Source organism: Nocardia sp. NPDC050799 (genome assembly GCF_040654015.1).
Taxonomy (GTDB): Bacteria; Actinomycetota; Actinomycetes; order Mycobacteriales; family Mycobacteriaceae; genus Nocardia.
Genome location: NZ_JBFAHF010000036.1, coordinates 52,316 through 76,311, shown reverse-complemented (window position 1 = coordinate 76,311; position 23,996 = coordinate 52,316). Strand labels below are relative to the sequence as shown.

22 protein-coding genes are annotated in these 23,996 nt (G+C 69.3%); 8 read left to right on the top strand and 14 right to left on the bottom strand.

Going from position 1 to position 23,996, the window contains the following annotated elements; all coding sequences use genetic code 11:
* Positions 1-92 precede the first annotated feature (92 nt).
* Together AB0H42_RS29120 and AB0H42_RS29115 are read right to left on the bottom strand one after the other, a co-directional pair.
* On the bottom strand, positions 93-1,442 hold the full coding sequence (locus tag AB0H42_RS29120; protein WP_357061835.1) for a PhoH family protein: 1,350 nt from the start codon (positions 1,440-1,442) through the stop codon (positions 93-95).
* Positions 1,443-1,845: 403 nt separating this feature from the next.
* Positions 1,846-2,229: a DUF488 family protein gene (locus AB0H42_RS29115; RefSeq protein WP_357061833.1), complete on the bottom strand. Its 384-nt coding sequence runs from the start codon at positions 2,227-2,229 to the stop codon at positions 1,846-1,848.
* A 112-nt stretch (positions 2,230-2,341) separates the two neighbouring features.
* Here AB0H42_RS29115 and AB0H42_RS29110 point away from each other — a divergent pair, with 112 nt between their 5' ends.
* On the top strand, positions 2,342-2,614 hold the full coding sequence (locus AB0H42_RS29110; RefSeq protein WP_357061830.1) for a hypothetical protein: 273 nt from the start codon (positions 2,342-2,344) through the stop codon (positions 2,612-2,614).
* A gap of 60 nt (positions 2,615-2,674) precedes the next feature.
* On the opposite strand, the gene AB0H42_RS29105 is transcribed toward AB0H42_RS29110, so the two are convergent.
* Complete coding sequence (locus tag AB0H42_RS29105) at positions 2,675-3,760, bottom strand: epoxide hydrolase family protein (protein WP_357061827.1); 1,086 nt, start codon at positions 3,758-3,760, stop codon at positions 2,675-2,677.
* Between the two features lie 87 nt (positions 3,761-3,847).
* Between AB0H42_RS29105 and AB0H42_RS29100 the strand changes: the two genes are divergently transcribed.
* Positions 3,848-4,534 (top strand): TetR/AcrR family transcriptional regulator, encoded by a 687-nt coding sequence (locus tag AB0H42_RS29100; protein WP_357061824.1) that lies wholly within the window; start codon positions 3,848-3,850, stop codon positions 4,532-4,534.
* A 68-nt stretch (positions 4,535-4,602) separates the two neighbouring features.
* Here the strand turns inward: AB0H42_RS29100 and AB0H42_RS29095 are convergent, their stop codons facing one another.
* Entirely contained in the window at positions 4,603-5,025 is a 423-nt protein-coding gene (locus AB0H42_RS29095; protein WP_357061821.1) for a DUF779 domain-containing protein, read from the bottom strand.
* On the bottom strand, positions 5,025-6,542 hold the full coding sequence (gene adh, locus AB0H42_RS29090) for an aldehyde dehydrogenase (protein WP_357061819.1): 1,518 nt from the start codon (positions 6,540-6,542) through the stop codon (positions 5,025-5,027). Before adh ends, AB0H42_RS29095 begins: the two co-directional genes overlap by 1 nt.
* A gap of 131 nt (positions 6,543-6,673) precedes the next feature.
* On the opposite strand from adh, the gene AB0H42_RS29085 reads away from it, so the two are divergent.
* Both AB0H42_RS29085 and AB0H42_RS29080 read left to right on the top strand, forming a co-directional pair.
* The gene (locus AB0H42_RS29085; protein WP_357061817.1) at positions 6,674-6,949 is read left to right on the top strand and encodes an IS200/IS605 family accessory protein TnpB-related protein; all 276 of its coding nucleotides are present in this window, start codon (positions 6,674-6,676) and stop codon (positions 6,947-6,949) included.
* Between the two features lie 157 nt (positions 6,950-7,106).
* Positions 7,107-8,507: a class II fumarate hydratase gene (locus AB0H42_RS29080; protein ID WP_357061815.1), complete on the top strand. Its 1,401-nt coding sequence runs from the start codon at positions 7,107-7,109 to the stop codon at positions 8,505-8,507.
* Between the two features lie 87 nt (positions 8,508-8,594).
* Here the strand turns inward: AB0H42_RS29080 and AB0H42_RS29075 are convergent, their stop codons facing one another.
* From AB0H42_RS29075 to glpX, 3 genes are all read right to left on the bottom strand, one after another.
* A complete protein-coding gene (locus tag AB0H42_RS29075) occupies positions 8,595-9,452 on the bottom strand; it encodes an acyl-ACP desaturase (protein ID WP_357061813.1) in 858 nt (285 codons plus the stop codon).
* A 203-nt stretch (positions 9,453-9,655) separates the two neighbouring features.
* Positions 9,656-10,276, bottom strand: coding sequence for an esterase (locus AB0H42_RS29070; protein ID WP_357061811.1), 621 nt, complete (start codon positions 10,274-10,276; stop codon positions 9,656-9,658).
* 261 nt (positions 10,277-10,537) lie between these two features.
* The gene (gene glpX, locus AB0H42_RS29065; protein ID WP_357061808.1) at positions 10,538-11,581 is read right to left on the bottom strand and encodes a class II fructose-bisphosphatase; all 1,044 of its coding nucleotides are present in this window, start codon (positions 11,579-11,581) and stop codon (positions 10,538-10,540) included.
* Between the two features lie 131 nt (positions 11,582-11,712).
* Between glpX and AB0H42_RS29060 the strand changes: the two genes are divergently transcribed.
* Complete coding sequence (locus tag AB0H42_RS29060; RefSeq protein ID WP_357061805.1) at positions 11,713-12,282, top strand: DUF4245 domain-containing protein; 570 nt, start codon at positions 11,713-11,715, stop codon at positions 12,280-12,282.
* Between the two features lie 24 nt (positions 12,283-12,306).
* Here AB0H42_RS29060 and AB0H42_RS29055 read toward each other — a convergent pair whose 3' ends face one another.
* The 3 genes from AB0H42_RS29055 to AB0H42_RS29045 all read right to left on the bottom strand — a co-directional run bounded on the left by AB0H42_RS29055 (position 12,307) and on the right by AB0H42_RS29045 (position 14,611).
* Positions 12,307-12,540 carry an exodeoxyribonuclease VII small subunit gene (locus AB0H42_RS29055; protein WP_357061802.1) on the bottom strand — a complete coding sequence of 78 codons (234 nt, stop codon included), beginning with the start codon at positions 12,538-12,540 and terminating at the stop codon, positions 12,307-12,309.
* Positions 12,541-12,542: 2 nt separating this feature from the next.
* Positions 12,543-13,781, bottom strand: coding sequence for an exodeoxyribonuclease VII large subunit (gene xseA, locus AB0H42_RS29050; protein WP_357061848.1), 1,239 nt, complete (start codon positions 13,779-13,781; stop codon positions 12,543-12,545).
* A 95-nt stretch (positions 13,782-13,876) separates the two neighbouring features.
* Complete coding sequence (locus AB0H42_RS29045) at positions 13,877-14,611, bottom strand: lipid droplet-associated protein (RefSeq protein WP_357061800.1); 735 nt, start codon at positions 14,609-14,611, stop codon at positions 13,877-13,879.
* Positions 14,612-14,943: 332 nt separating this feature from the next.
* Between AB0H42_RS29045 and AB0H42_RS29040 the strand changes: the two genes are divergently transcribed.
* The gene (locus AB0H42_RS29040) at positions 14,944-15,951 is read left to right on the top strand and encodes a 4-hydroxy-3-methylbut-2-enyl diphosphate reductase (protein WP_039826533.1); all 1,008 of its coding nucleotides are present in this window, start codon (positions 14,944-14,946) and stop codon (positions 15,949-15,951) included.
* A 31-nt stretch (positions 15,952-15,982) separates the two neighbouring features.
* Here AB0H42_RS29040 and AB0H42_RS29035 read toward each other — a convergent pair whose 3' ends face one another.
* Positions 15,983-16,951 carry a DUF6542 domain-containing protein gene (locus tag AB0H42_RS29035; protein ID WP_357061798.1) on the bottom strand — a complete coding sequence of 323 codons (969 nt, stop codon included), beginning with the start codon at positions 16,949-16,951 and terminating at the stop codon, positions 15,983-15,985.
* Between the two features lie 272 nt (positions 16,952-17,223).
* On the opposite strand from AB0H42_RS29035, the gene AB0H42_RS29030 reads away from it, so the two are divergent.
* Both AB0H42_RS29030 and AB0H42_RS29025 read left to right on the top strand, forming a co-directional pair.
* Entirely contained in the window at positions 17,224-18,420 is a 1,197-nt protein-coding gene (locus AB0H42_RS29030; protein WP_357061796.1) for an exonuclease SbcCD subunit D, read from the top strand.
* Complete coding sequence (locus AB0H42_RS29025) at positions 18,417-21,698, top strand: SMC family ATPase (RefSeq protein WP_357061794.1); 3,282 nt, start codon at positions 18,417-18,419, stop codon at positions 21,696-21,698. Before AB0H42_RS29030 ends, AB0H42_RS29025 begins: the two co-directional genes overlap by 4 nt.
* A gap of 10 nt (positions 21,699-21,708) precedes the next feature.
* On the opposite strand, the gene AB0H42_RS29020 is transcribed toward AB0H42_RS29025, so the two are convergent.
* Both AB0H42_RS29020 and AB0H42_RS29015 read right to left on the bottom strand, forming a co-directional pair.
* Positions 21,709-22,245, bottom strand: a complete 537-nt coding sequence (locus AB0H42_RS29020; protein ID WP_357061791.1) for a methylated-DNA--[protein]-cysteine S-methyltransferase — start codon at positions 22,243-22,245, stop codon at positions 21,709-21,711.
* Positions 22,245-23,789, bottom strand: a complete 1,545-nt coding sequence (locus AB0H42_RS29015; protein ID WP_357061790.1) for an Ada metal-binding domain-containing protein — start codon at positions 23,787-23,789, stop codon at positions 22,245-22,247. The genes AB0H42_RS29020 and AB0H42_RS29015 overlap by 1 nt, the downstream gene beginning before the upstream one ends.
* Positions 23,790-23,996 lie beyond the last annotated feature (207 nt).

Sequence of the window (23,996 nt, the reverse complement as noted above, 5' to 3'; positions counted from 1 at the left end):
TCTGCACTTCCTTCTTCTTCGCGGCCATGATGCCCTTGAAGGAGGGGAAGCGCGGTGGCGCGCTCTCGAACGGCTGCGTCGTGCGCCGGGCCCTACGCGTTGGGCCCGTATTCCTCCAGCATCTCGGTGACCAGTGCGGCGATCGGCGACCGCTCACTGCGGGTCAGGGTGATATGCGCGAACAAGGGGTGGCCCTTGAGCTTTTCGACCACCGCGGCGACACCGTCGTGCCGGCCGACCCGCAAGTTGTCGCGCTGCGCCACATCGTGGGTCAGGACCACCCGGGAACCGCTGCCGAGCCGGCTCAGCACCGTCAGCAGGACATTGCGTTCCAATGACTGGGCTTCGTCCACGATCACGAACGAATCGTGCAGCGACCGGCCTCGAATATGGGTCAGCGGGAGAACTTCCAGCATATCCCGGCTGAGAACCTCCTCCATGACCTCGCGGCTGGCCAGACCGTCGAGGGTGTCGAAGACGGCCTGTGCCCAGGGGCCCATCTTCTCGTTCTCGGTGCCCGGCAGATAACCGAGTTCCTGACCGCCCACCGCGTACAGCGGCCGGAAGACCACGACCTTGCGCTGGGTGCGTTTCTCCAGCACCGCTTCCAGGCCGGCGGTGAGGGCCAGCGCGGATTTACCGGTGCCGGCGCGGCCGCCCAGCGAGACGATGCCGACACTCTCGTCGAGCAGCAGGTCCAATGCCACCCGCTGTTCCGCGGAGCGGCCGTGCAGCCCGAACGCCTCCCGTTCCCGCACCAGCTGCACCCGTTTGTCCGGCGTCACCCGGCCGAGGGCGCTGGAATTGTTGCCGAGGAGCCGGATCCCGGTGTGGCAGGGCAGTTCTCGTGCCTCGTCGAGATCGACGACCGAGTCGCTGTAGAGCCGGTCGACGATTTCGGAGGCGGTGTCGATCTCGACCATGCCCGTCCAACCGGAGGTCACCACATCCTGTGCGTGATATCCCTCCGCCCGTAGACCTACCGCGCTGGCCTTCACCCGCATCGGGATGTCCTTGGACACCAGCACCACCTGGCATCCGTCGGCCGCGAGGTTCAACGCGCAGGCCAGGATGCGGGAATCGTTGCTCTCGGTGCGGAAACCGACCGGCAACACCGAGGGATCGGTGTGGTTCAGTTCCACCTGCAACGTGCCACCGTCGGTGCCGATCGGCAGCGGTTCGTCGAGCCGGCCGTGGGCCACCCGCAGATCGTCGAGCATGCGCAGGGCCTCGCGGGCGAACCAGCCGAGTTCGTGATGGTGTCGTTTACCTTCGAGTTCGCTGATCACGACCAGCGGCAACACCACATGATGTTCGCCGAACCGGGTCACTGCCCAGGGATCCGACAGCAGCACCGAGGTGTCGATGACGAAGGTTTTCAAACCTTTCTCAATGAAGCGAGAATTCGCCGAAGGGGCGGATACGGAGCGATTATCAGTCACGGTAGGCTCCTATGGTCTGCGCGGCACCCACACAGACAGTCTCGCTGGGCCGGTAGGTCCGGATGGCTGCTGACGTGGTGCGTCAGTGGCCACGAGGACCGGGTGCCGGCCCCCTCGTACTGAGTTTCTCAGTCACGGTCAGGACCTCCCGAGCGAACCGCAACGTGCGACCCGCCACTCCGAAGCTACCTCCTCACCACCCCTGTGCGCTCGGAGAAATGCGGGAGGCTTTGGTGAATTCGCTGTGAACTGGCCCCGGTTCGGCCGGTTTCGCGCAGGTCAGCATGGGTATCGACGGCCCGCGATCCATTCGGATCAGGTATCGGTGAAATCGACTCTGTCCCGGCGCCGGGGCGGCGTGTTCGCTCCGGGTTCGCCTTCGTGTCGCCCGGCGCGGGTCACCTCAATCGCGCAACTGCTCCACGAGTACCGGAACATGGCTGTGACCCGGCTCTTTGACGCCGGTGACCAAAGTCACCGGCGGACTGCCGCCGGCGCGCTCCCGTAACCGGTGCAGTATCTCGCGGGCCGCCGGCTCGGCGAGCTCGGCCCGGTAGCGGTCGGCGAATTCGGTGCGCCGGCCGTCGGGGTCTTCGTGGAACCACCGGCGCAACTCGGTCGAGGGGGTGATCTCCTTGGCCCATTCGTCGATCCGGGCGACGGCCTTGGCGAGGCCGCGCGGCCACAGGCGGTCGACGAGCACCCGGTAGCCGTCCTCGGCCGCGGGGGCCTCGTAAACGCGTTTGACCTGGAAGCCGGGCGGTGGGGTGAGGGTTTCGTCGGTCATCGGGTCATCGCAGCACGGTATCGGGCCGGAGTGGGTACGCCACGCGGCGACGGCCCGGCGACCCTCCCGGAAACCGGGCCCGGAACCCGGCGCCGGGATTAGAGTCGGCGATATGACCCAGTACGAGGAGTTGGACAAGCTCTCGTCGAAAGAACTGCACGACCGCGCGGTGAGGCTCGCGGTGCGGCACGGTGATATCCGCTTTCTCTGGGACCTGCTGACCCGGATCCCGGCGGCGGAGGCCACGGCGGGGCGGGCCGGCGAGAGCGAAGCCGATATCAAATGGGTGGTGCCCATGCTCGACGACTATGTTCACGCAGGTGACGGCGAACTCGCCGAGGCGTTGCGCGGGTTCTATCTGGAGTACGTGAAGGAGCATTCCTGACCGTCGCGCAGCGATATGCACCGCGGACCAGCCGCGGTGCCGGATCGCCACGGCCTCGGCTCACTCGCCGCGGTACCCCTCGAAGAACGCGGTGATCTCGGCGGCCATGAGATCCGCCGCGACGTGGTGCAGGTAGTGGGTGTGCACGTCGTGGGTACGCCAGGACACGATGTGGTGATCGCGCTCGGCGAACCGCCGGATCCCGTGGAAATCGCCGGTCGAGCCGCACAAGGCCAGCGGTACCGTCGACGGTGCGGTGGGAGCGGGGGCCTTGTCCTTCTCGAAGTAGTGCCGGATCGCCGAACCCGCCGTGCCGGTGAACCAGTGGACGGCGATATTGGCGATCACGAATTCGTCGTCCAGGTCCGGGCCCAGAAGCTGTCCGTTCCAGCCGAGCAGGCCCGACGGTGAGTCCGCGAGGGCATGCGCGAGGGTCTGCGGCTGCTGTGACTGCAGCACATTGAAACCCATTTTGTTCGCCACGAACCAGTTCAGCGTTTCCAGTGACCGCTGCTCGTCGGCATCCAGGTCCGCCAGCTCGGCGGGGTCGCCCGAGGGGAACGAATACACCTGGGCCACATGCATTCCCACGACACGGTCCGGCGCGATACGACCCAGTTCGACCGAGATCGACGAGCCGCCGTCATTGCCCACCGCGCCGTATCGCTCGTAGCCGAGCCGGCTCATCAGCTCGGCCCACGCGCGGGCGATCCGCTGGTCGTTCCAGCCCTTCTCGGTGGTGGGTCCGGAGAAACCGTAACCGGGGACCGAGGGGACGACGAGATCGAAACCCGCGGCGGTCAGCGGCTCGATCAGGCGCCGGAATTCGATGAAGGTGCCGGGCCAGCCGTGGGTGAGGATCAGCGGGAACCCGGTGCCCTGCTGTGCGCGTACGTGCAGGAAGTGGATCCGCTGACCGTCGATCTCGGTCACGAAGTGGGGGTGGGCGTTGAGCTGCTCCTCCATCTTCCGCCAATCGAGCTGCAGCCACTGCTCGGCCAGCGCGCGTACCCGGCCGACGCTCACGCCGTACTCCTCGCCGGAGCCCGTGATCTGGTCGGCCCAGCGGCTGCGCTGGAGCCGGTTGCGCAGATCGTCGATATCGGCCTGGGCGACCTCGATGCGGAAAGGCTGGATGGTGGCCATATCGAATCCTTTGGTTGGAACGGAATGCTTTGTTCTGTTCAAAGATAGCAGAACGGAACATTCCGTTTCAAGTGCTATGCTCGGCGCATGTCGAAATCAGCGGAAACAACTGCTCACAAGCCTCTGGGTGGCCGTAGAGCGCAGGCCGCCCGCAACGACAGCCTCGTCCTGGAAGCCGCACGGGAGGTGTTCCTGGCCGAACCGAAGGCGCCGATCGCCGCGGTGGCCGAACGGGCGGGCGTCGGAATCAGCGCGCTCTACCGCCGCTATCCCAGTAAGGAAGCGCTACTGCGCACGCTGTGTCACGAGGGGCTGCGCCGCTACAACGCGGAGGCCGACGCCGCGCTGGCCGAACCCGACGGCTGGCAGTCCCTGGTGGGATTCCTGGAGCGGGTGGTGGACGCCGATGTGCATTCCTTGACAGTCCATCTCGCGGGCACCTTCGAACCCGACCCGGCGATGCGGCCCGAGGTGACACACGCCGACGAGGTGAACACAGAGCTGGTGCGCCGGGCGCAGGCGACGGGCCGGCTGCGGGAGGGAGTGACGCCGCAGGATATCGGGCTGGTACTGGAAGCGTGCGCGGCGGTTTCGACACCCGACCGGCAGCGCACCGCACAGCTGCGCCGCCGGGTGCTCGCGGTCCTGATCGCCGGGTTGGCCGCCGAGGGCGAGCTGCCGGGCCCGCCACCGCGGCCGGGTGAGTTCGCCTGGCGCTGGCAACGCGCCGGAACCCATCCGGCGCGGCCGCCGGAAGCGGATCAGCCGGCGTAGGCCTCCCGCATGGCCTGCCTATCGATCTTCTTCATCTGCATCGACCCGAAGAGGAGAGCGGTCAGTGCTCAATGGTCGCCGTTCTCTGGACGGTCGACCGCACTCGCGCCCGTCGGCGGTGGCGGCGCGGCTTCGAGGCGGAGGAACTCCTCGTCGGTGAGCAGCCGGGACCGGATCAGAAACCGGACACCCTCCGGGGCTTCCAGGGAGAATCCGCTCCCGCGCCCGGGCACCACGTCCACCGTCAGATGGGTGTGCTTCCAGTACTGGTACTGGTCCGCGCTCATCCAGAACGGTGTGTCCACATCCACCTGCCCCAGCAGCACATCCTGCGCCCCGACCCGGAACTCGCCCCGCGGATAACACATGGGTGCGCTGCCGTCGCAGCACCCGCCGGATTGGTGGAACATCACCGGACCGTGCTGTTCGATCAGCTCGTGCAGCAGATCGGCGGCGGTCGCGGTGAGTTCCACCCGGTTCGGGTCCGGCATCAGAAAAACCCGAGCTTCTGCGGTGAGTAGCTGACCAGCAGGTTCTTGGTCTGCTGGTAGTGGTCCAGCATCTGCGCGTGGTTCTCCCGGCCGATACCCGACTTCTTGTAGCCGCCGAACGCCGCGTGCGCCGGATAGGCGTGGTAGCAGTTCGTCCACACGCGGCCGGCCTTGATACCGCGACCGAGCCGGTAGGCGGTATTGCCGTCCCGCGTCCAAACGCCCGCGCCGAGACCGTAGAGGGTGTCGTTCGCGATCTTCAGGGCCTCCTCGGTGGAATCGAAAGTGGTGACCGAAACGACCGGGCCGAAAATCTCCTCCTGGAAGATGCGCATATCGTTGCTGCCCTTGAAGATGGTCGGCTCCACGTAGAAACCGTTCGGGTAGCCCTCGACCGAACGGGAACCGCCGCCGGTGAGCACCTCGGCGCCTTCCTTCTTGCCGATATCGATGTAGGACAGGATCTTCTCGAGCTGGTCGTTACTGGCCTGCGCGCCGATCATGGTCGCGTCGTCGAGCGGATCGCCGCTCACGATGGCCTTGGTGCGCTCCACGCAGCGGGCCATGAACTCGTCGTAGATCGACGAGTGGACGAGCGCCCGCGACGGACAGGTGCAGACCTCACCCTGGTTCAGCGCGAACATCACGAAACCCTCGACCGCCTTGTCCAGGAAATCGTCATCGGCCGCCATGACATCCGGCAGGAAAATATTCGGACTCTTACCGCCGAGTTCCAGCGTGACCGGGATGATGTTTTCGCTGGCGTACTGCATGATCAGGCGTCCGGTGGTGGTCTCCCCGGTGAACGCCACCTTCGCCACCCGCGGACTCGACGCCAGCGGCTTACCGGTCTCCACCCCGAAACCGTTCACCACGTTCAGCACACCCGGCGGCAACAGGTCGCCGATCAGCTCGACCACCTTCATGATCGACGCCGGCGTCTGCTCGGCCGGTTTCAGCACCACCGCGTTACCCGCCGCCAGCGCCGGCGCCAACTTCCAGGTGGCCATCAGAATAGGGAAATTCCACGGAATGATCTGACCCACCACGCCCAGCGGCTCGTGAAAGTGATAGGCGATGGTATCGGCGTCGATTTCGCTGATCCCGCCCTCCTGGGCGCGGATGGCCCCGGCGAAATACCGGAAATGATCCACGGCCAGCGGCAGGTCCGCCGCCTTCGTCTCCCGGACCGGTTTCCCGTTCTCCCAGGTCTCCGCGACCGCCAGCGCCTCCAGATTCTCCTCGATCCGATCCGCGATCTTGTTGAGGATATTCGCGCGCTCGGTGGTGGAAGTGGCCCCCCACCCGTCGGCGGCCGCATGCGCGGCATCCAGCGCCAACTCCACATCGGGGGCGGTGGATCGGGCCACTTCGCAGAAAATCTCGCCATCGACCGGAGACGGATTGTCGAAGTATTTACCTTCGACGGGCGCGGTCCACTCACCCCCGATGAAATTGTCGTATCGGCGGGCATAGCTCACAATGCTGCCGTCGGCCCCGGGCTTGGCGTAGGTCATGAGGTACTCCTCGAAGTGGATTCATGCAGTGCGCGGAGGCCGAAGCGAAGGCGGAGGTATCGCATCATGACGAACTCCTCGGTCGACACGGGCGCTGAACGCACGCCGGATAGAGCGTGATATACCTCACTATGCCGTGTCACGGACGGTGGTACGCCGTGTTCGCGACGAAACGTGGGATCGATTCCGGCGGGGGTGCAGCCGTCGTAGGTAACGGCGTCTCGGGACTCGGCGGGATCGCCATCGAGGATCTGCGTGTGCGGAACATGACTCGCAACCGGAAATCAGCGCGGGCGATCTCGGACGCGTCGTGGTCGCGGTTCCGGTCGATGTTGGAGTGCAAAGCGGGCTGGTACGGGCGCAGCGTGGTGGCGGTGGATCGGTCTCGGCCTGCGGAGATGGTGTGAGACCGCCCCGCAGCTGATGTGGGAAGGCAACCGTCGATGAAACAGGAACACGCTGCCGTGCGGCAGGGGATCGCCGGCCTTCCGGCGGGAGGAGAAGTCGACCAGACCGCACGCGTGGCACGCCGACATCGCCGGGACGCGGCATAGGGTCGGGAATATGAGCGAGGAGAAGCAGTACCGCATCGAGCACGACACCATGGGCGAGGTCCGCGTTCCGGTGGACGCGCTGTGGCGTGCCCAGACTCAGCGGGCGGTGGAGAACTTCCCGATCAGCGGGCGGGGGCTGGAGCGGGCGCAGATCCGGGCGCTCGGGCTGTTGAAGGGGGCCTGCGCGGTGGTCAACCGGGATTTGGGGTTGCTCGATGCGGAGCGGGCCGCGGCGATCGTCGCGGCCGCCACCGAGATCGCGGCGGGCCGCCACGACGACCAGTTTCCGATCGATGTGTTCCAGACCGGGTCGGGGACCAGTTCGAATATGAACGCCAACGAGGTGATCGCCTCGATCGCGGCCGGCGGCGGGGTCACCGTGCACCCGAACGATCACGTGAACATGTCCCAGTCGTCGAACGACACCTTCCCGACCGCGACCCATCTGGCCGCCACCGAGGCCGTGATCAAGGATCTGCTGCCCGCTCTGGAGCATCTGCGGCTGGCGCTGCTGGACAAGGCGACCGAATGGCGCACGGTGGTGAAGTCGGGCCGCACCCATCTGATGGACGCGGTCCCGGTGACGCTGGGCCAGGAGTTCGGCGGCTACACCCGGCAGGTCGCGGCGGGGATGGAGCGACTGCTGGCGACGCTGCCGCGGCTGGGTGAACTGCCGATCGGCGGTACCGCGGTCGGGACCGGGTTGAACGCGCCCGCCGGGTTCGGGGCGAAGGTGGTGGCGGAGTTGGTACGGGCCACCGGGATCGACGCGCTGACCGAGGCCGAGGATCATTTCGAGGCGCAGGCGGCACGGGACGGGCTGGTGGAGGTCTCCGGGGCGCTGCGCACGGTCGCGGTGAGCCTGACCAAGATCGCCAATGATATCCGCTGGATGGGTTCGGGTCCGCTGACCGGGCTGGGTGAGCTGCAACTGCCCGACCTGCAGCCGGGTAGTTCGATCATGCCGGGAAAGGTGAATCCGGTCCTGCCGGAGGCGGTCACCCAGGTGGCGGCGCAAGTGATCGGAAACGATGCCGCGGTGGCTTTCGCGGGGGCGGGCGGCCATTTCGAGCTGAATGTCTACATCCCGGTGATGGCGCGTAATGTGCTCGAATCCATCCGGCTGCTGGCGGCGGTGTCCCGGTTGTTCGCCGACCGGTGTGTGCACGGGCTGACCGCCGACACCGAACGGCTGCGTACCCTGGCCGAATCCTCGCCTTCCATTGTGACCCCGCTGAATTCGGCGATCGGTTACGAGGAGGCGGCGGCGGTGGCCAAACAGGCGCTGCGGGAGCAGAAGACGATCCGTCAGACGGTGATCGATCGCGGACTGATCGGAGAGGGGTTGAGTGAGGAGGAGCTCGACCGGCGTTTGGACGTGCTGTCCATGACGAATATCGACAACGACTGATACCGTGCCGCCCCGGGGACCAGGGGTGACGCGGTATTCGCTGCGACGCGACCGTCGGTCAACGGTCGCGTCGCACCGTAGGTGGATTCAGGACCGGAACCGGGCCAGCTCTTCGCGGGCCGCCTCCCCGGATTCGCCGAGGTCGGTGCGGCCGAACACATCCCAGCGCCGCAGCAGCGGCGCGAAGATCAGCTCGTCCTGCTTCTCCGGGTCGTAGATACCGGCATCGGCCAGCGCCTCGTCGCTGCTGCGCCCGTCGGGCAGGGTGACCGAGGGGACCCGGAACGCGGCGACCTGGTCGGCGACGGCGCGCATGGTCTGGTCCGGGGTCTCGTCGAAACCGGCGGCGACGAGGTCGGCGAATACCGCGGCCTGCCTCTCGTCGTCCTCGGCGATCCGCTCGCTGATCGCGGTGATCAGCGGGTTCTCCCCGAGCGCGGCGGTATTGCGATGACGCACGGCGGCGGCGGTCTCCTCGAACGCGCAGGCGGCCAGCACATCCAGCAGATGCAGCGGCTCGCGCCGGAAACCGTCGGTCATATGGCCCATGCGCAGCCGTTCCAGCTCCACCGGGTCACAGGCGCGGGTGACCATCAGGTAGTTGCGGATCACCACGGAGTGCCGGGCCTCCTCGGCGGTCCAGCGGCCCACCCAGCGCCACCACGCGCCGGTGCGCAGGTATTTGCCGGTCTCTCGATGGTACGAGGGCAGATTGTCGGCGATCAGTACGCTCACGGTGAGCGCCAGCCGGGCGGTATCGCTGAGCTCGGACTGCGCGGGGTCCCAATCCTCGCCGCCGAGGAAGGCGAAGTTGCGGCCGTCGTCCCACGGGACGAAGTCGTGCGGCTGCCATTCATCGGCGATCTCGGTATGGCGCCGCATGGTCAGTTCCACCTCTACCGCGAGCGATTCCAGCAGGTCGCGGTCGGTCAACAGTTTCTGCACGCACACACGGTAGCGGGTCGAACCGAGTACAGAGTGAGCCCCGGGGTCGGGTTGGGGAATATCGGTGATCCGGCCGGTCCGGGTGGGGTGCGCGCACAATCGGGCCCGTTCCCCGGATGTGAACGGAGATTCCGAACCGCTCGGGTGGCGGACAACGGACAGCGCTCGGGGCGCCCGCCGTAGTGGGCGCCCCGAGCGCTCTCTCACTTCTCGGTGACCGTGGTGGAACGGTCCGAGGAATTCCAGGTGATGGTGCCACCCTCGAACTCGCTCTGCTTGCCGTCCGGGGTGTTCTCCTCGTCGGATGTGGGGAAGCCGAGTTGGCCGTCGGCGCCGCCGTTGGCCTCCCATGCCTCGCGGATATCACCCCAGACGATATGGGCGCCGGTGTCCTCGCTGAAGAAGACGGTGCCGCCGGAGAAGTTCTGGTAGCGACCGCCGTCACCGGCGACCTGCTCCTCGCCCTCGGGCATACCGAGTGTGCCGGTCGGACCACCGGCCTCGGTGTACTTCTGATAGATGCTGCCCTTCACGGTGATTTCGTTGCCGTCCGGGGTCTGCACGGTGGTTTCGCCGGCGTCGGCGTTGGGGTCCTCGTCGGGGGTCGGCGAACCCTCGGCGCCTGTCGTCTCGGTGGGCGAGCCCTCGGCGCCCGGGGCGGCGGTCGGGCCGGTGGTGGCGTTGTCGCCGCCCGGCATCACCGCCGAGGTCACGGAGCCGACGGTATCCGATACCGAGTTGTCGTCACCGCAACCGGCGACGAGCAGCCCCGCGGCGGCGAGTGCCATGGTGAATCCGGCCGAACGTCGAGCGAAGTGGTGCATGTCCATCCTCTCGCGACAGGCCGGTGTGATGGACGGGCAGGTCGTGGTGGTTCATCACTCCGGCTGTGGGTTCGGCAACGTGACGGCTACCGAGCACGGATATCCGTGACGCTGCCAGTTCGGTGGCCACGCGGATACTACCCGGAAAATCCGGGAGCCGATCTGGATGCCGGAAAGTTGCTTGACACGGCGGGTGGGTGTCCGGCGCGCCGGAGGCACCACGTGCGGTCCAGAGCCGGGCCCGGACCGCACGCGCGGCGATCAGGGCAGCGGCGGGGCGGCGTGCTCGTCGCCGTGGAAATCGACCGACGAGTATTCGCGCAGTTTGGTGAGCCGGTGGTAGGCGTCGATCATGCGGACCGTGCCCGATTTCGACCGCATCACAATGGACTGGGTGGACGCGCCGCCGCCGTAGTAGCGGACGCCGCGCAGCAGATCTCCGTCGGTGACGCCGGTGGCGCAGAAGAAGACGTTGTCCCCCGCCACCAGATCCTCGGTGACGAGGACCCGGTCCAGATCGTGTCCGGCGTCGAGCGCTTTCTGCCGCTCCTCGTCGTCCTTGGGTGCGAGCTTGCCCTGGAGTGCGCCGCCCATACAGCGCATCGCGGCGGCGGCGATGATGCCCTCGGGGGTGCCGCCGATGCCGACCAGGATGTCGGTTCCGGAATCGTGCCGCGCGGCGGCAATGGCGCCGGCCACGTCACCGTCGGAGATCAAACGGATCCGGGCGCCGGCATCGCGGATCTCCTGGATCAGCTCGCCGTGACGGGGGCGGTCCAGGATGCACACGGTGATATCGGAGACCGAGGCGTGCTTGGCCTTGGCGACCTTGCGGATGTTCTCCCCGATGGGCGCCGAGATATCGATCACGTCGGCGGCGTCGGGGCCGACGGCGATTTTCTGCATGTAGAACACCGCCGACGGGTCGAACATGGCGCCGCGTTCGGCGACCGCCAGCACCGAGATGGCGCCGGGCGACCCCTTCGACATCAGGGTGGTGCCGTCGATCGGGTCAACCGCGAAATCGACCTCCGGGCCGGTGCCGTCGCCCACGTTCTCGCCGTTGTACAGCATGGGCGCTTCGTCCTTCTCGCCCTCGCCGATCACCACGACGCCGCTCATGGATACCGAGCTGACCAGCTGCCGCATGGCGTCCACGGCCGCCCCGTCGCCGCCTTCTTTGTCGCCCTTGCCCACCCAGCGCCCCGCTGCCATGGCGCCGGCTTCGGTGACGCGGACGAGTTCGAGCGCGAGGTTACGGTCGGGCGCCTCGCGGCGGCTCGAAGCGGGCGAAGATGCCGTCATAGCGGGTGCCTCCTAGGTTGTGTAACTTGCCGTAATTGTCGCATCGCGGGATTGCGTGCCGGTGATCACCTGGTACGGCAGTACCGGGGGCGGCGCGGGGCCCCGCCGCTACCACGATGGATACTGGGAGCGTGCCGAACAAGAAGCCACGCATCATGAACGACTACCGGGATCTGTTCTGGTCGTTGATCCCGTTGGTGCTGATCGCCGTGGTGTTCGCCGGACTGACCAGTCAGTGCAGTTTTTCCGCGACCGGTCCCACCCAGGGGACGATACCGAGTTTCGATGCCGCCGCGGCACTGCGCTCGGACGCCCAGAACCTGTCGTTCCCGATCCGTGAACCGGCCCTCCCGCAGAACTGGCAGCCGAATTCCGGAAGCCGTGACACCCTCACCGAACGCGGCGGCGGCACGGTCAGCACCATCGGTTATGTCACCGGGGTGGGCACCTATATGGAACTCGACCAGAGCGATGCCACCGAAGAGGTCATGGCCGGACATATCGCGGGCAGCCGGTATGCCACCGGGACCCGGGGTATCGCGGGCCAGAAATGGGTGGTCTACCAGGAGCCCGGCGCCGAACCCGCGTGGATCGCCGATTTCGGGGACAGCCGGGTGCTGATCCGGGGCGCCGGCAACGGCGAGGCCTTCGAAACCCTGGCCGCCGCGGTGGTGGCCGCCCGGCCGCTCCCGGCGGCGTAACCCGTCAACGGGGGTAGGCGCGGGTCATTCCGTGTCGTCGGATGCGGCCAGTGCTTTCTCGATCCGCTGCCGCGCCCCGGCCAGATGTTCCTCGCACCGGGTGGCGAGCGCCTCGCCGCGTTCCCAGAGCGCCAGGGCGTCGTCGAGGTCCATACCGCCCTGCTCCAGCATCTTCACCACGCCGGCCAGCTCGTCGCGGGCGCGTTCGTAGCCGAGGCCGGCGATATCGGCCAGGTCGTCGGTGCCGGTGTCGGACACGGTCAGGTCCTCTCGGAGTCGTCGGAGCGGGTGGGGGAGCCGCGTTCGCCGAGCCGCTCGGTGCCGAGGGCGGCGGCGGAGATCGCGCCGTCACCGACCCGGATACGCAGCTGGCTGCCCGCGGGCGAATCGTCGATCGCGCGCACCACATGGCGTTCGGGTCCGGTGACGCGCTGCACGACAGCGTAGCCGCGGGCCAGGGTGGCGGCCGGGCCGACCGCGGTCAGCTGGCGCCGCAGATGGTCGGTGGTCACCGATTCGGCGCGGACCAGGCTCTCGGCGCAGCGGCGGGTCGCGGTGCGCAGGCGTTCGATCTCGTCGTGCCGGTGGCCGAGATCGCGCAGCGGATCGGCCAGCACCGGGCGTGACCGCAGTTGCCGCAGTGCCGCGGACTCCCGTTCGACCCAGCCGCGCAGTGCCGCCGCGGACCGGGCGCGCAGCTCCCGGACGAGCGCGGTCTCGGTGGCGGCGTCGGGCACGATACGTTTGGCCGCATCGGTCGGGGTGGCCGCGCGTAGATCCGCGACCAGGTCGGAGACCGGGGAATCGGGTTCGTGGCCGATAGCGCTGACGATGGGGGTGGTCGCGGCGACGATGGCCCGGCACAGTGTCTCGTCGGAGAAGGGCAGCAGATCCTCCACGCTGCCGCCGCCACGGGCGAGCACGATCAGCTCGACCGCCGGGTCGCGATCCAGCGCCGCCAGCGCGTCGAGGATCTGCGGGACCGCGGACGGGCCCTGCACGGCGGTGTTGCGGACCTCGAACCGCACCGCGGGCCAGCGATCCCGCGCCACGCTCAGCACATCGTGTTCGGCGGCGCTGCCCCGGCCGGTGATCAACCCGATGGTGCCGGGCAGGAAAGGGACCGGCCGTTTGAGCCGCGGATCGAACAGCCCCTCGGCATCCAGCAACGCCTTCAGCCGTTCGATCCGCGCCAGCAGTTCGCCGACACCGACCGGGCGGATCTCGGAGATCCGCAGCGACAGGGTGCCGCGACCGGGGAAAAAGGAGAGCTTGCCGTAGACCACCACCCGGCTGCCCTCCTGCAGCGGGACGGGGGCGGCCCGCAACAGGGCCGGGTCGCAGGTCACCGACAGCGACATATCGGCGGCCGGATCGCGCAGCACCAGGAAGGCGGTGCGGGTGCCGGGCCGCAGGTTGATCTGGGTGAGCTGGCCTTCCACCCAGATACTGCCGAGCCGGTCGATCCACTGGGCGACCTTCATCGACACCGAGCGCACCGGCCACGGCTGCTCGGCGGAATTGGCGGGAGCGGATGCCTGCCCGGGCCGGCCGGAGCCGCTCCGGCCGACCGCGGGCGCGGGATCGGCCTCGGTCACTGGGCTCGCACGGTGGCGATCCGGTTGGTCAGCATGGTCACGTACGCGGCGCGATCCAGGGTGCGCTGTTCGTAGTCGAGCAGGGCGACCAGGTCGGCGACCGTGAGCGTGCGCAGCCGTCCGCGCAGCTGGGCGAGAGTCATGTTCGGGTAGTCGTAGCGGGCGCCGACCTCGGGGAGGACGGCTTCGGCCGCCGGCCCAGGTGCGGCGACGGGCTCGGGATCGGCCGTGGCGGCGGATTCGGGCCCGTCGACCTCGGGCGCTTCGGCCGCCGCCATATCATCGGCCGCGTCACCGGCGGCGTCGACGGTGGCCCCGGCGTCGAAGGTCCGTGCCGCGGGTACGGGGTTGCCGTTCTGGATCGCGCGCAAGCCGTCCAGCGTCTCCTGCAGGGCCAGTTCCACCTCGGCCGGATCGGCGTCGAAGCGGTCGAAACCGCTGTTGCGTCGGCGCGGGGTGGCCCCCGGCTCGCGCACCGGCGGGTCGTCGTCCTCGTCGAAGGTGGCCCATTCGGGCTGTTCCTCGGGACGGTTGATGATCCGGTCGAAAACCGAATCGCCCTTGATCGCGAGACTGGTGACGAACTGCTGGACGTGCATCCCCGTCTGCAGTAATTGGCTTACCGCGGTGAGCGGTAGTTTCGCCGCTGCCGAGGGCAGCCGTCGCGTCTCCTCGAGGACATAGACGGCGGCTCCGGCGGCGACGCGGGCCAGGAACGGTGGTCGAAACATGGTAATAGCCTGCCCGATATAGCGGGGTCCGCAAAAGAGGGTGCGCGTACCCGGCAAGCCGCGGCGGGATCGGTGGGTTTCCCGCCGTCCGGCGGGCGGCGCTTGCGCGGGCGCAGCGCGGGAATTCGTATCGGCGCCGGTCGGGGTCGGCGGGTGAACCTGCACACCCCTCCGGACGGGGCGCTGCGGTGACCGGTGCCGCGTGGCCGTCGAGGGCGGCCGGTGAGCGGGGTGAACGGGCCGGACAGGCCGAACAGGTGGTCGGGGCGCGGCCCGGACGCCGGGGTGCACGGGCGCGGCGGTCGCGGAGGTACGCACGTATTCTGTGGGGCATGTCCTCGGCAATACCGTTGAATGTCGGAATCGCTCGCTCGGCCGGCGCCGCGACCGCCGCCCCTGAAGGAAAACGAGTGCTGCTCGCCGAACCGCGCGGATACTGCGCGGGTGTGGACCGTGCCGTCGAAACCGTGGAAAAGGCGCTGGAAAAGCACGGCGCCCCGATTTATGTCCGCAAGGAGATCGTGCACAACCGCCACGTGGTGGAAACGCTGCGCGAGCGCGGCGTGATCTTCGTCGACACCACCGACGAAGTTCCCGAAGGGGAACTGGTGGTGTTCTCCGCGCACGGTGTCTCGCCCGCGGTGCACGCGACCGCCGCCGAGCGCAACCTGCGCACCATCGACGCGACCTGCCCGCTGGTGACCAAGGTCCATCAGGAGGCCAAACGCTTCGCCCGGGACGACTACGACATCCTGCTGATCGGCCACGAGGGCCATGAGGAGGTCGAGGGAACCGCCGGTGAGGCCCCCGAACATGTACAACTGGTCGACGGTCCGGACGCGGTCGAGAAGGTGACCGTGCGCGACGAGTCCAAGGTGATCTGGCTGTCGCAGACCACGCTGAGCGTGGACGAGACCATGGAGACGGTATCGCGGCTGCGGGAGAAGTTCCCGGCGCTGCAGGATCCGCCCAGTGACGATATCTGCTACGCCACCCAGAACCGGCAGGTCGCGGTGAAGGCGATGGCACCGGAATGCGATCTGGTGATCGTCGTGGGCTCGCGCAACTCGTCGAACTCGGTGCGCCTGGTGGAGGTGGCTCTCGGCGCCGGGGCCCGCGCGTCGTATCTGGTGGACTACGCGCGCGAGGTGGACCCGGCGTGGCTCGAAGGGGTGACCACGGTCGGGATCACCTCCGGCGCGTCGGTCCCCGAGATCCTGGTGCGCGGGGTGCTGGACATGCTCGCCGAACATGGGTTCGGCGAGGTCCAGCCGGTGACCACGGCGAACGAGACCCTCGTGTTCGCGCTGCCGCGGGAACTGCGGGCCGCTCGGCGCTGACCCGCGCTCACCTTCGGCGACGGCCCCGCGCTCAGCGGCGTTCGGGTCGCCGCCGTTCCGGGATCGGTTCGCGGACCCGGGCGGTCTGCGGCGTCCGGGCCGGTTCGCCGCGGCGGGCGTTCGCGCGCACCGGCTCGTCCGGTACCGGAGCCGGCGGGCGGGCGGGCGGGTGCTGGCGCATCTCGCGGGTGCGGGGTGCGGCGCCCCGCGCGGCCGGCTCGGCGGGCGGACGGCCCCGGCCGCCACGGCGCGGGGGTTCGTCGAACGATTCGTGGGTGTAATCGGGTTCGGGGTTCTCGGGCCGTTTCGGCCGCGCTTTCGCCTTGGTCCTGCCGTTGGCCTTGGACCGCGCCGCCAGGGTTTCGGCGCGCGAGAGCTTGCTCCCGCGGGCCGTCTTGCCCTCACCCACGGGACGCTTCGCCTGTCCGCGGCTCGGCCGCTTCGCGGTCTCGCGGCGGAGCCGGTTCTCCGCCCGTTCCTTGGCCTCGCCGCGGCTCGCGCGCCGTTCGTTACGGCCCCAGCTCGTGCCGCGCCGGGCGGCGGCGGTCTCGTGGGCCGCGTTCTCCGAGCGGAACTGCGCGATCCGGATCCCGGCGATGATCAGCACCAGGACGGTGGCCAGCATCATCGGCGGGAAACGGTGCACCAGCGGGATCGCCAGGTTCAGCAGGATGTCCTTGAGGGAGGCGGTGCTGGTCCCGGTGAGCTGGCGATATGCGATCGGCACGGCGACGAACAGCAATAGCGGCGGTAACACCATCGTGGTGAACAGGCCGCGGAACCGCACCGCCGCCACCGCCGCCAGACATCCGAGGATGTAGAACGCGCTGAAGGTGCCGGTGAGGTCCGTGACGTCGCCGAGGGCATCGATGAGGAAACCCAGGAAGGTGCAGGCCGCAGCGATGAGAACCGCGGCATAGGCCGGGACACCCGGCACCGTCGGCAATAACGAACGTTGCGGCGCGGGCACCCGGGAATTCACTCGTTGGGAAGCAGCCACGTATTGAACACTATCGTCCGGAAGGGTCGACCGTGTTACGGCACGGCGAGTCCGGCTCCGCGATTGTGCGGAAACGGTGGTCGGCGGCGATATTCATACCGTCAAGGGATATGGGTGGCGCGCAACACGATGGCGCAATAGAGACACTGTCCGCGGTGGTCGCGGGTCTACCGGGCCAGGGGCGGTACGGGTCTCGGCGTGTTGCCGGTGTGGCGTCCCGGGTATCGGTACCGGCATTGAAGCTGTCGGTGTGGTGCCCTAAATTCGCCGTCATGCGAATCCTGCATACGTCGGACTGGCATATCGGTCGCACCTTTCACGGCGTGGACCTGCTGGCCGATCAGTCGCGGGTGCTCGAAGCGGTCGCCGAGCTCGTCGCCGCCGAAGAGGTGGACACCGTCGTGCTCCCCGGCGATGTCTACGATCGCTCCATCCCCAGCGCGGACGCGATCGCGGTCTGCAACAGGGGGTTCGAAGCCATCCGCGCGGCCGGAGCGCGCATCGTGGCCACCTCCGGCAACCACGATTCGCCGACGCGGCTCGGGGCGGGCGCGAGTTTCGCGGCGGCCGGTGGGCTGTATCTGCGCACCACGGTGGGCGATTCGGCCCGGCCGGTGCTGCTGTCCGACGAGCACGGTGCGGTCGCCTTCTACGGCATCCCCTATCTGGAGCCGGAGATATGCCGGGGCGAGCTCGGCGTCCCGCAGGCGCGGTCGCATGCCGAGGTGCTCGCGGCGGTACTGGAACGGATCCGGGGGGATATCGCACAGCGGCCGGACACCCGGACGGTGCTGCTGGCGCACGCCTTCGTGGTGGGTGGCGCGGCAACGGGCTCGGAGCGGTCGATCTCGGTGGGCGGAGTCGAGACGGTGCCACTGGGGATGTTCACCGAGCCGCGGTTCGACTATGTCGCGCTCGGTCATCTGCATTCGCCGCAGACCCTCGCCGAGACGGTGCGCTATTCGGGTTCGCCGCTGCCGTATTCGTTCGGGGAGAGCACCCACCGCAAACAGGCGTGGCTGGTGGACCTCGGTGATACTGGTCCGGCTCGGGTGCGAGGGCTGGAATTACCGCAGGTCCGCGGGCTGAGCCACCTCACCGGGACGCTGGAGGAGCTGCTGGCCGACCCCGCGTGGGAAAAGGCCGAACAGCACTACGTCTCGGTCTCGCTCACCGACTATGCCCGGCCGGTGGACGCCATGCGCCGATTGCGCGAGCGTTTCCCGTACGCGGTGCACGTGGAATGGGAACGACCCCAGGGCGACCCGGCCCTGCGGTACCGGGAGCGGGTGCGCGGCCGCGACGACACCGAAATCGCCCGCACTTTCCTCACCGATGTGCGCGGCGAGCCGGGCGCCTCCGAAATGGGCTGGCTTACCCGCGCCATGGCGGCGGCCGTCCGGGAGACGGAGGTGGTCCGCGACGATATCGGTGCGTCCCCGGCGGTCGATACGGAACTCACCGCATGAGATTGCACCGGCTGGAGATGACGGCCTTCGGTCCCTTCGCCGAGACGGCCTCCGTCGACTTCGACGAACTGGGCGCGGACGGACTCTTCCTCCTGCACGGGCAGACCGGCGCCGGGAAGACCACGGTGCTCGACGCCATCGCCTATGCGCTGTACGGGCGGGTCCCGGGGGCCCGGGGGGACAAACGGCTGCACTCCGATCACGCGCCCGCGCATATCCGCCCGGAGGTGGTGCTGGAGGCCACGCTGGGCGGCCGGCGACTCCGGCTCATCAGGCAACCGGAATTCGAGCGGCCGAAGCTGCGCGGTAGCGGGACCCGGGTGGAGAACGCCAAGGCCACGCTGGCCTGGCTGGACGGAAAGGGCACCAACCTGTCGCGGATCAACGAGATCGGCGACGAGATCGTGCGGCTGCTGGGGATGAGCGCCGATCAGTTTTTCCAGGTGGTGCTGCTGCCGCAGGGGGATTTCGCGAAGTTTCTGCGCGCCGAGAACGAGGATCGCGAACGACTGCTCGAGAAACTGTTCGATACCGGACGTTTCGGGTCGGCCGAACAGTGGCTCACCGCCCAGCGCAAATCGTCGGGGGAGCAGATCGGCGTCCAGCAGCGCAATGTGGAGGACCTGATCACCCGGGTCGCGGTGACGGCCGGGATCGACCGCACCGAGCGGATCGACATTCTGGATGCGGTCGAGTGGTCGCAGGACCTGCTGGCGGGGGCGCGCGGCGAGGTGGAGAAAGCACAGCACGAACTCGAGGAGCGGCGTGCGGAGTCGGCGCTCGCCGACGAACAGGCCGAACGGGAGCGGCGGGCGGCCGAGCAGCGGCGCCGGCTGGAACTGGCCCGGCAGCAGCTCGAGCAATACGCCGCCGACGCCCGGGCACGGGCCGCGGATCGTGGCGAACTGGATCGTGCGCGCCGCGCCGAACCGGTGGCCGCGGCGCTGGCCGAGGCCGAGGCCGCGGTCCGCGCGGCGCGCAGCCGGGAAAACGAATCCGCGGCCGCGGCCGAACACCTGGCCCGGCTGGCCGCGGAACCCGACAGCGCGGATATCCCGGGTATCCGCCTGGTGCGGGCCCCGTCCGCCGGGCGCGCCGGGGACGGGGTCGCCGAGTTTCCCCCGGAGGTTGCCGCGCCGGAGAGTTCCCCGGCGGAAGACGAGTTCGCGCTGTTCGACGTGGCTCCCGGCGGGTCTCGGCAGAGCCCCGCCGAGGCCGGTGCGGACGAGCCGGACCGGATGGACGACCGAGCCGGCTACGACGAGGACCTCGGCCTCGATACCGCTATCCGCGGATGGAGTGCGCTGCTGGGCAAACTCGGTGAGATCCGCGCCGACGCGGCCACGGCCGACACGTTGCGCGGGGAACTGGCCGAACTGCACGCCGCGGCGGCCGAACTCGGCGAACGCTCGGCCGCACTCACCGAACGCCGGGCCCGGCTACCCGAGATCATCGCCGGCGCGCAGGCGCGGGCCCGCGAAGCCGACGAGGCGAAAGCGACCCTGCCCGGTCTGCGCACCGAACTCCGGCGCTTGCAGGCGGCCGCGACCGCGGCCGTGGAACTGGCCCGGGCGCGCAGCCGGCTCGACCGGGCCCGGGTGGATCTCGATACCGTGCGCGCCCGGCATCTGGAGGCCCGTGAGCACGTTTTGGACCTGCGGGAGCGCCGGCTGGCCGGGATGGCGGCGGAGCTGGCCGGGCGCTTGGTCGACGGGCAGGCGTGCGCGGTGTGCGGTTCGGCCGAGCATCCCCGGCCGGCGCGGCAGGCGGCCGGGGCGGTATCGAAAGAGGACGAGGCGGCAGCGGTCGCCGCCGAACGTACCGCCGAGGTGGCGCGCGAACGTGCGCAGTCGGCGCTGGCCGAGGTGGAGCGGGAGATCGAGGCACTGCTGGCCCGCGGCGGCGATACCGACCGCGTGCAACTCGCGGCCGCCCTGCGTGCGGCCACCGAGGAGTGTGGGGACGCCGACGAACTGGCCGAATCGGCCGATGCGTGTGCCGCCGAACTGGCCCGCCTGCGGAGCGATGAGAGCGGGTTGCACGACGCCCTGCGCGATACCGAGACCCGGGCGGGAGCCGTCGCGGCGCGGATCGAGTCCGCGCAGGCCAGGCTCGCCGAAATCGACGAGAAGTTGCGCACCGCCGCCGGACGGGACCGGACCATCGGTCGTCGCCGGGAGCGTCTGCACGCGCTGATCGCCGCCGCGGGCAACCGGCGTGACACCTACGCCGCGGTCCGCGCGGCGTGGGAACGGGCGGCCACCGGTGTGCTGCGGGTCGAACGACTGGCCGGAGCGGCGGGCCTGGTCCCGCCCACGAGTGCCGTCGGCACCGCGCCGGATTCCGTGGCCGGTGGTTCGGGCGACGCGGGCCAGGATCCCGGAGCCGGCTCGGGGGAGATGCTGGCGACGCTGCGGATCTATTCACCGCTGGTCGGTGCCGCGACCCGGAGCCCGCAGCGGCAGGACGCGCTGAGCGCTGCCCTGGCCGCGGCGGACGAGGTACGCGCAGCCGCTCGGGCCGTATTGGACGAACCGGAGATCCGGGCCGCCGCCGCCACCGCGTCCGGCGATCCGGAAGCGCTCGAGGCGGCGGTGCGGACCGCCCGGGCCGCGCTGGACGAGGCCGTCGCGGCCCATTCCGCCGCCGTGCACCGGGTCACCCGGCTGGAAACCCTGTGCGGGCAGTTGTGGGCAGCAGTGGATTTGATCGCCCCTGCGCAGCGGGCCCACCAGGAACTGGCCGAGCTGGCGGAGGTGGTCGCGGGGCGCGGCGCGAACAACCGGCGGATGTCGCTGCGCTCCTATGTGCTCGCGGCCCGGCTGGAGGAGGTCGCGGTGGCCGGGTCGGCCCGGCTGCGCCGGATGTCCGGGGGCCGCTACGAATTCGTGCACACCGACCGGGCCGGGACGCACGGCCGGCGCGGCGGTCTGGGGCTGGACATCCGTGACGACTACACCGGCGCCGTCCGGCCCGCTCGCACGCTCTCCGGTGGGGAAACCTTCATGGCTTCACTGGCGCTCGCGCTGGGCCTGGCCGATACCGTCGCGGCCGAAGCGGGCGGGATCATCCTCGACACCCTGTTCATCGACGAAGGCTTCGGCAGCCTGGACGCCGACACCCTCGACGCGGTGATGGGCGTCCTCGACGAACTCCGCGCCGGCGGCCGGGTGGTGGGGCTGGTCAGTCACGTCGACGAGATGCGTCAGCGCATACCCAGCCGCCTGCACGTGGTGCGCGGCCGCAACGGTTCCCGGTTACACGCCACCATCGCCTGACCGCGCGGATTCACCCCTCGAGATCGAGCAGCCGCCGCTTGATGTCCAGACCCCAGCGGAACCCGCCGAGCGTGCCGTCGGTGCGCACGATCCGATGGCAGGGCACGAACAGTGCGGCCGCATTGCGGGCACAGGCGCTCGCCGCGGCGCGGGTGGCCGCCGGCCGGCCGGAGCGGGCGGCGAACGCGGTGTAGGTGATCGGCTGCCCCGCGGGCACTGTGCGCAGTACTTCCCACGCGTGCTGCAGGAATTCGCCCGAGCGCTGACGGACCGGGACGGAATCGATCACGGCCGTGTCGCCGCGATGGTAGGCCGTAACGGCGTCGGTCACCGCACCCAGTTCACGGCGGGCGCGCAGTTCCGCCGGGCGCAGGCCGGGGTGGACCAGTGTGCGGAGTTCTTCGGGTGCGGCGGTCCACCCGGACGCCAGGACCGCGCCGTCGGCGGCCACGATCGTGGTGAAGGGGCCGAGCGGGGTGTCCACGGTGGCGACGTCGGCGGTGCCGGTCGCGGTGGTGGCCGAGGCGGGCAGGGTGGCGGTGGACATCAGTCGGTACTCACTTTCGAGTCGGTTTCGGTGGTGGGCGCGGCGGCCTTCCGGGATTCGGCCCGGGTACGCAGTTCGGTGCGCCACAGGTGCATACAGAGATAGGAACGCCAGGGCGACCAGCGGGTCGTATCGGTCAGGTCGATACCGCGGCGGGTGGCGCCGCGGCGGATGACGAGGTCGGTGTGCAGCATGATGTCGGGGTCGGCGAGTAGCCGCATGGTGACGTAGTCGGCGGTCCACGGGCCGACTCCGTCGAGTGCGAGCAGATCGCGTCGCAGGTCGGCGGCCGTACGGCCCTGGTGCAGGGTCAGGTCGCCGGAAGCGAGCGCCGCCGCGGCGGCGGTGATGGAGCGGGTCCGCTGGGCGGGGCCGGTCAGTACTTCGGCGCCGCGTTCGGCGATCACCTCCGGTGCCGGGAACAACCGGCCGACCGGCCCATCCACCGGTTCGCCGAGGGCGGCGACCAGCCGGGCCGTATGCGTATTGGCCGCCGCCACCGAGATCTGCTGACCGATCATGGTGCGCAGCAGCAGCTCCGGTCCGTCCACGCATCCCGGCACCCGGATCCCGGGAGCGAAACGAGCGTTCGGTTCGTGTGGTGCGCCGGTGCTCTCGTGGGCCCGGGCGAGTGCCTCGTCGATGGCCACCGGGTCGGCGTCGAGGTCGAGCAGATGCCGGACCCGGGCCACTGTGGGCGCGAGATCGCGCATATCGCGCAAGGTCAGTTCGGCCTGGACGTGCCCGGGCAGGACCGCGAGCCGGACTCCGGCGTAACCGTGCGGCGTGCGGATGGTGCGCAGGTAGTGGTTCTCCCCGCCCGATGTGGTCTGCCAGAGCTCCAGACCCGGTGCCACATGGGCGGACAGGAACCAGTTCAGCCAGTCGCGGTCCAGCGGCGCCCGGTAGGGCAGGCGCAGGGACAGGGTGCCGTTGGCGGCCGGGACGGTGCGGTCGCGGGTGCGCTGCGCCTCGGTGCGCATGGTGCTGGGACTGACCGCGAAGACCTCCCGCACGGTGTCGTTGAACTGCCGGATACTGGCGAAACCGGCGGCGAAGGCGATATCCGACATGGGTATGGCGGTGGTCTGGATCAGTAGTCGCGCGGTATGTGCCCGGTGGGCGCGCGCCAGCGCCAGCGGGCCCGCGCCGAGTTCGGTGGTGAGCACCCGGGTGAGCTGACGTTGCGAATAGCCGAGCGCCGAGGCCAGCGCGGGGACCCCGCCGCGTTCCACCACACCGTCCCCGATGAGCCGCATGGCCCGGGCGGCCAGGTCCGCGCGGGTGTTCCACAGGGGCGACCCGGGTGCGGCATCGGGCAGGCAGCGGCGGCAGGCGCGGTAGCCCGCCTGCTGGGCCGCGGCCGCGGTCGGCAGGAAGGTCACATTGGTGCGCTTCGGAGTGATCGCCGGGCAGGACGGCCGGCAATAGATTCCGGTGGTGCGCACGGCGGTGTAGAACTGCCCGTCGAAACGGGAGTCGCGGGCCGAGACCGCGCGATAGCAGCGTTCGAATTCCAGGGCCGTGATGCTCACCCAACACACGATGTCAGCTCGAGGGACCTCGAGCTAGCGGAAAACAGACATCGGCGCCGGATGTCGCCGCGGGCGGTCGCGGGGTCTACGCAGGCCCGCTGTTCGGGTCGGTCGCTCGGGGGCGATAGAGAGGCTGTGGAAGCGCGTCGGTCCGCTGATATGAGGTGACCGCGCGAACACTAGGACGGCCGACGCCGAGCGGCTGCGGAAACACGG